At 71.3% G+C, this 6,560-nt stretch carries 4 protein-coding genes and 1 pseudogene; 2 read left to right on the forward strand and 3 right to left on the reverse strand.

From position 1 onward, the window contains the following. From J1C73_RS05620 to J1C73_RS05630, 3 genes are all read right to left on the reverse strand, one after another. On the reverse strand, positions 1–1,611 hold a 1,611-nt coding region (locus J1C73_RS05620; protein ID WP_207315360.1), incomplete at its 3' end, for a heavy metal translocating P-type ATPase. 113 nt (positions 1,612–1,724) lie between these two features. Further along, a complete protein-coding gene (locus J1C73_RS05625; RefSeq protein WP_207315361.1) occupies positions 1,725–2,033 on the reverse strand; it encodes a heavy-metal-associated domain-containing protein in 309 nt (102 codons plus the stop codon). Positions 2,034–2,164: 131 nt separating this feature from the next. Then, positions 2,165–2,911 carry a TetR/AcrR family transcriptional regulator gene (locus J1C73_RS05630; RefSeq protein ID WP_207315362.1) on the reverse strand — a complete coding sequence of 249 codons (747 nt, stop codon included), beginning with the start codon at positions 2,909–2,911 and terminating at the stop codon, positions 2,165–2,167. 183 nt (positions 2,912–3,094) lie between these two features. On the opposite strand from J1C73_RS05630, the gene J1C73_RS05635 reads away from it, so the two are divergent. Both J1C73_RS05635 and J1C73_RS05640 read left to right on the forward strand, forming a co-directional pair. Then, complete coding sequence (locus J1C73_RS05635) at positions 3,095–5,320, forward strand: MMPL family transporter (protein ID WP_207315363.1); 2,226 nt, start codon at positions 3,095–3,097, stop codon at positions 5,318–5,320. 88 nt (positions 5,321–5,408) lie between these two features. Beyond that, positions 5,409–6,367: pseudogene (locus J1C73_RS05640) on the forward strand (zinc-binding dehydrogenase). The last annotated feature ends 193 nt before the right edge of the window (positions 6,368–6,560 follow it).

The raw sequence follows: 6,560 nt of genomic DNA on the forward strand, positions 1-6,560 counted from the left end.
GACGGCCTGGGCGATGGGGTGTTCGGAGGCGTGTTCCAGGGCGCCGGCGAGGCGCAGTACGTCGGTCTCGGTGGTGTTGGGGGCGGTGTGGACGGTCTGGAGGGTCATCTTGCCGGTGGTGACGGTGCCGGTCTTGTCCAGGACGATCGTGTCGACGCGGCGGGTGGTCTCCAGGACTTCGGGGCCCTTGATCAGGATGCCGAGCTGGGCGCCGCGTCCGGTGCCGACCATGAGGGCGGTGGGTGTGGCGAGGCCGAGGGCGCAGGGGCAGGCGATGATCAGTACGGCCACGGCGGCGGTGAAGGAGGCCGTCACGTCGTCGGTGACCAGCAGCCAGGCGACCAGGGTGACCAGGGCGATCAGCAGGACCACGGGGACGAAGACCGCGGAGATCCGGTCGGCCAGGCGTTGCACCTCGGCCTTGCCGTTCTGCGCGTCCTCGACGAGCCGGGCCATCCGGGCCAGCTGGGTGTCGGCGCCGACGCGGGTGGCCTCGACGACGAGCCGGCCGGAGACGTTCACGGTGGCGCCGGTGACGGCGTCGCCGACATCCACGTCGACCGGGACGGACTCGCCGGTGAGCATGGAGGCGTCCACCGCCGACGCGCCCTCGACGACGGCGCCGTCGGTGGCGACCTTCTCACCGGGCCGGACCACGAAGCGGTCGCCGACGGCGAGCCGGGCGACAGGGACGCGCACTTCGGCGCCGTTCCGCAGGACCGCGACGTCCTTGGCACCCAGATGCATCAGCGCCCGCAGGGCGGAACCCGCCTTCCGCTTGGACCTCGCCTCCAGATAGCGGCCCAGCAGGATGAACGTGACGACTCCGGCGGCGACCTCCAGATAGATCGTGGAGGAGCCGTCCGTGCGGGAGACCGTGAAGTCGAAGCCGTGCCTCATGCCGGGCATCCCGGCGTCGCCGAGGAACAGGGCCCAGAGCGACCAGCCGAAGGCGGCGAGGGTGCCGACCGAGACGAGCGTGTCCATGGTGGCCGCGCCGTGCCGGAGGTTGGTCCAGGTCGCCCGGTGGAAGGGCAGCCCGCCCCAGATGACGACGGGGGCGGCCAGGGTGAGGGAGAGCCACTGCCAGTTGTCGAACTGGAGGGCCGGGATCATCGCGAGTACGACGACGGGGGCGGCGAGGACGGCCGACACGATGAGCCGCTGACGCAGCGAGGTGAGGACGGTGACGGGGCCGTCGGGAACGGTGGAGCTGTCGGGGACGTCCGCGGAGTCCGGGGTGCTCAGGGCCTCCGGGGCGCCGGTGGATTCTGAGGTTTCTGCGGCTTCCGCGATGCCGGTGGGGTTCGGGGTGTCCGTGACCGGCGCCGGTGCGGGCGGTGTCGGAGGAGTCGGTGCGGGGCGGTGCACCGGCTCCGCCGTATAGCCCGTCTTCTGGACGGTCGCGATCAGATCCGCGACGCCGGTCTCCGGGCCGAAGACGACCCGGGCCTTCTCGGTGGCGTAATTGACGGTGGCGGTGACCCCGTCCATCCGGTTCAGCTTCTTCTCGACGCGGGCCGCGCAGGAGGCGCAGGTCATCCCGCCGATCGTGAACTCGGCCTCCGAGCTCTCCGCTGCCGGGGCTTCGGTCTCTGTAGCGCTGTGCATGTCCGAACTCCTGAAACGCCGACCGGGCCGTACCCCACCAGTATCTGCTGGTCGGTCCGGCCCGGCGGCGAAGGGTGGTGCGGGTGGAGCGGATCCCGTGGATCCCGGGGCGTTCAGGCCTGGCCGGTGAGCTCGTAACCGGCCTCGTCGACGGCGGCGCGCACGGCCTCCTCGTCCAGCGGCGCCTGGGAGGTCACCGTCACCTGGCCGGTGGACGCCACGGCCTTCACCGAGGTGACCCCTTCGATTTCGGAGATCTCGCTGGAAACGGCGCCCTCGCAGTGGCCGCAGGTCATGCCGGTCACCTGGTAGACCGTGGTCACGCCGCCCTGCTTCGCGTCGGCGCTCGCACCGTCGTGGCAGGAGCCGCTGGGCGAGCAGCAGGAGCCGGTCGCCTGGGGGAGCTGGGTCTCGGCGGTCATCGTTTTCTCCTCTTCGACGGGCACATGTGGGTGTGGAGACAGGGGCCCAGGAGGGTTCCGGGAAGGCCGGTGCGCCTCCACACTCACCAGACTATACCCCTAGGGGGTATAAACGCGAGCAGGCCGAGCCGCTAGCGGCCATTCGGGGGAGCGGGGAGAGGGGTGGCGGCGCAGACCATCGGTTCGAGATAGCGGAAGAGGACCGTCTTCAGTTCCTTGATGTACGCCTCCCGCTCCATTCCCTCGTGCGCCATGATCACGTCCAGCCCCGCCTTGAAGAGGATGAAGATCATCGTGGCGACGCGGGTGATCTCGGCCGGAGGGGCGCTCGGGAGGTAGCCGGTGAGGATCGTCTCGACCCGGTTGAGCATCGTCGTGTGGACGGCGTCGTGGTCCTGCGTGATCGTGCCGGGGATCTCGGATCCGTGCATCAGGACCGTGAAGGCCGGGTTCTCGCAGTTGAACTCGATGAGCGGGTCGAGGGTGGCGTCGAGCATCCGGTCCAGCGGGAGTTCGAGGTGGTTCGGGAGGAGCGCTGCTCCGTACGTCTCCCGCCAGCGGCTCAGGAGCTGGTCGCCCAGCTCGACCGCGATGGCCTCCTTGTTGGGGAAGAACTGGTAGAGCGTGCCGGGCGAGACCCCGGCCTCCCGGGCGATGGCGTTGGTGCTCGCGGCGGTGTACCCGCTCGTGCAGAAGACGCGGGAGGCGGCTTTGAGGAGCTGGGCGATGCGCGCCTCGCCGCGCGCCTGGCGGCGGCGGGGGCGGGCGGTGCCGGCTGCCGTGCCTGTGGTGGCTGCTGCGCCTTCTGTGACCCCTGGGTCTCTTGTGGCTCCCGTGGCTCCTGCGCCTCCGGTGCCCTCCGTTCTGGCCTCCGACACGGTCTATCCCCAGCTTTCGTGCAAGGTTGACAAACACGAGTGGCCGCTCGCATTCTTGTGGAACGCGAGCGATGGCTCGTATTTGCCAGTGTATGTGGCAACGACTGATCCATGCTGCCCTGTGCGGCCGCCGCGCGCTGCCGCCCGGGTGCCTGGATCCGGGGGAAAAGGGGACACCGCACCATGCCTCAAGTCAACAGCCCGGAGCGCGTCGGGGGCTGGACCCGCTTCGTCACCGCGCGGCCACGGCTCGCGCTGCTGGCGGCCCTGGTGATCACGGCGCTCGCGGTCTTCGCGGGCAGCGGGGTCGCCGACCGGATGGGCAGCGGTGGCTGGGAGTCCCCGAATGCCGAATCGACCTATACGACCAAGGCGCTGGAGCGCGAGTTCCCGGCGTCCCAGCCGAATCTGCTGCTGCTCCTCGACAGCGGCGGCGTCTCCGTCGACGATCCCGCCGTGGCCGCCGAGGCGGCGCGCCTCACCGAGCGGCTGGCCGGCGAGAAGGACATCACGGGCGTCGGCTCGTACTGGCAGAGCAAGGCACCCGCGCTGCGCGCCGAGGACGGGCGGGAGGCGCTGATCGCGGCCCGGATCGAGGGCGACGACAAGGCGGTGGGGGAGGTCCTGGACCGGATAGCTCCCACGTACCGCGGTGCGCACGGGCCGGTCGAGGTCTCGGTCGGCGGCCCCGTAGCCGTCCGCCACGAGATGCAGACGATCATCCAGGACGACCTGCTGCGGGCCGAGATGATCGCCCTGCCGGTCACGCTCGTGCTGCTCGTCATGGTCTTCGGCAGCGCGATCGCTGCGCTGCTTCCGCTGGGTGTCGGCATCGTCGCGATCCTGGGCACCAACGCCGTGCTGCGCGGCATCACCGAATTCACCGATGTCTCGGTCTTCGCTCAGAACCTCACCACAGCACTCGGCCTCGGACTCGCCATCGACTACGCCCTGTTCATCGTGCGCCGGTTCCGAGAGGAGCTGGCGGCCGGGGCGGAGGTCCGGGCGGCGGTGGGCGCGACCTTGCGGACCGCGGGGCGGACGGTGCTGTTCTCCGCGCTGACCGTCGCGGTCTCGCTCGCCGCGATGCTGGTCTTCCCGCAGTACTTCCTGCGCTCCTTCGCCTATGCGGGGATCGCCGTGGTGCTGCTCGCCGCCGCTGCCGCGCTCATCGTCCTCCCGGCCGCGCTGATGCTGCTCGGCCCGAGGGTCAACGCCCTTGATCTGCGCAGGCTGCTGCGCCGGGGGCGTGCGGAGCCGTCCACCGCGACCGAGTCCGGCAAGGGGTGGGGGCGGTTCGCCGCGCTGGTGATGCGCAGGGCGCCGCTCTTCGCGGTCGTCACGAGCGTGGGGCTCGTGCTGCTCGGGCTGCCGTTCCTGGGGGTGAAGTTCGGCACGGCGGACGACCGCCAGCTGCCGGCCTCCGCCGAGTCGCGCGTGGTCCAGCAGCACATCAGGGACGGGTTCCCCGGCAGCCCCGGCGGAGGCCTCGAAGTCCTCGCGGAAGGGGCCGCGACACCGGCCCAGTACGCCGAGTACCGCAGCCGGATCGCAGCGCTTCCCGACGCCCTGCGGGTCGACGGCCCGGTGGTCGAGGGAAGTTCGGCCTACTTCAGTGTGCTGCCGAAGGGCGAGTCGGTGGGGGAGCGGTCACAGGCGCTCGTGAAGGATCTCCGGGCCGAGCCCGCTCCCTTCGACACCTCGGTGACCGGCTCCGCGGCCGTACTGGTCGATTCGAAGACCGCCATCGCGGACCGGCTGCCCTGGGCGGTGGGCATCATCGCCGTGGTGACGCTGCTTCTGGTCTTCCTGCTCACCGGTAGTGTGCTGATCCCCCTCCAGGCGGTCGTGCTCAACGCTCTGAGCCTCACGGCGATGTTCGGGGCGGTCGTCTGGGTCTTCCAGGACGGGCATCTCTCCGGACTGCTCTCCTTCACCAGCACGGGGGACATCGAGACGACACTGCCGGTGCTGATGTTCTGCGTCGCCTTCGGGCTCTCCATGGACTACGGGGTGTTCCTGCTCTCCCGGATCAAGGAGGAGTACGACCGGACGGGCGATCACGAGCGGTCGGTCACCTTCGGGCTGCGGCACACGGGAGGGCTGATCACCGCTGCGGCCGTGATCCTGGCCGTGGTGATGGTCGCGATAGGCACGTCCCGGGTGACCAACACGAAGATGCTGGGACTGGGCATCGCGCTGGCGGTGCTGATGGATGCCATGGTCGTGCGCAGTCTGCTGGTCCCCTCCGTGATGAAGCTGATGGGCCGGGCGACGTGGTGGGCCCCGGCACCGCTGCGGGCTTTCCACCGGCGATTCGGCCTGAGCGAAGGGGAGCCCGCACAGCCGGCGGCCGAGGAGATACCGGAGCCCGCCGACGAGCGGGACAAAGTGACCAGCGGGGCGTAGGCGGGCGGACGGTGGCCCGCGGAGAGGCGGCCGGCGGAGCGTAGATTCGGCCGTCCGGAAGACGGGGCGCGGGCGAGGGGCGGAGCGTATGAGGGCAGTGGTGTTCGAGGAGTTCGGGAAGGAAGCCCGGGTCCAGGACGTGGCGGATCCCAGCCCCTCCCGTCGGGGGGTGGTGGTCCGGGTGGAGGCGACCGGGCTGTGCCGCAGCGACTGGCACGGCTGGATGGGCCACGATCCGGACATCACCCTGCCGCACGTGCCCGGCCATGAACTGGCCGGNNCGCCTGCGCGGCCGGGGCCCAGCAGGTCTGCGAGCGGCAGACCCAGCCGGGATTCACCCACTGGGGCTCGTTCGCCGAGTACGTCGCGCTGGAACAGGCCGACGTCAATCTGGTCCCCGTCCCCGACGGGATGTCGTTCGGTACGGCCGCCGGTCTGGGCTGCCGGTTCGCCACGGCGTTCCGGGCCGTGGTGGCCCGGGGCCGGGTGGCGCCGGGCGAATGGGTCGCCGTGCACGGCTGCGGCGGGGTCGGGCTCTCGGCCGTGATGATCGCTGTGGCCTGCGGCGCCCGGGTCGTCGCGGTCGACGTCTCGCCCGACGCCCTTCGGCTGGCCCGGACGTTCGGGGCGGTGGAGTGCGTGGACGCCTCCGCATACCCAGGAGGCGCCGACGAGGCGGTACGTGAACTCACGGGCGGCGGGGCCCAGCTGTCCCTCGACGCCCTGGGGTCGCCGGTCACCTGTGCCGCCTCGGTCCGGAGCCTGCGCAGTCACGGGCGCCATGTGCAGGTCGGGCTGCTCCCGTCGGTGGCCGGTGACCCCGCCGTACCCATGGCGAGGGTGATCGGTCTGGAGCTGGAGCTCCTCGGCAGCCACGGCATGGCCGCGCACGCCTACCCGCCGATGATGGACATGGTCCGGTCCGGCAGCCTGCGCCCCGACCTGCTGGTGACCTCAACCATCGGGCTGGACGCGGCCCCGGCGGCGCTCGCGGCGATGGGCGCGGCACCGGGAGCCGGAGTGACGGTCATCGAACCCCCGCGCTGACCGCCCAGGACGGTGCCGGCAGGGGGGAGGCCCCGCACGGCAGCGGGTGGGGACCGATTGCCGTCCGGGGCCGGAGTGAAGGGAGCCGGGGGGAAGAGACGGGGAGGGTCGGGTCAGTCCCGGCGGCCCCGGTTGCCGGGGCGAGCGGTGACCCAGGCACGGATGGTGTCCGCGTACCAGTAGGGCTTCCCAC

The organism is Streptomyces laculatispora (assembly GCF_017353455.1).
GTDB lineage: Bacteria > Actinomycetota > Actinomycetes > Streptomycetales > Streptomycetaceae > Streptomyces > Streptomyces laculatispora.

Coding starts and splice junctions, on each gene's coding strand:
- J1C73_RS05635 (WP_207315363.1), top strand. CDS start 3,095: ATGCCTCAAGTCAACAGCCCGGAGCGCGTCGGGGGCTGGACCCGCTTC.
- J1C73_RS05625 (WP_207315361.1), bottom strand. CDS start 2,033: ATGACCGCCGAGACCCAGCTCCCCCAGGCGACCGGCTCCTGCTGCTCG.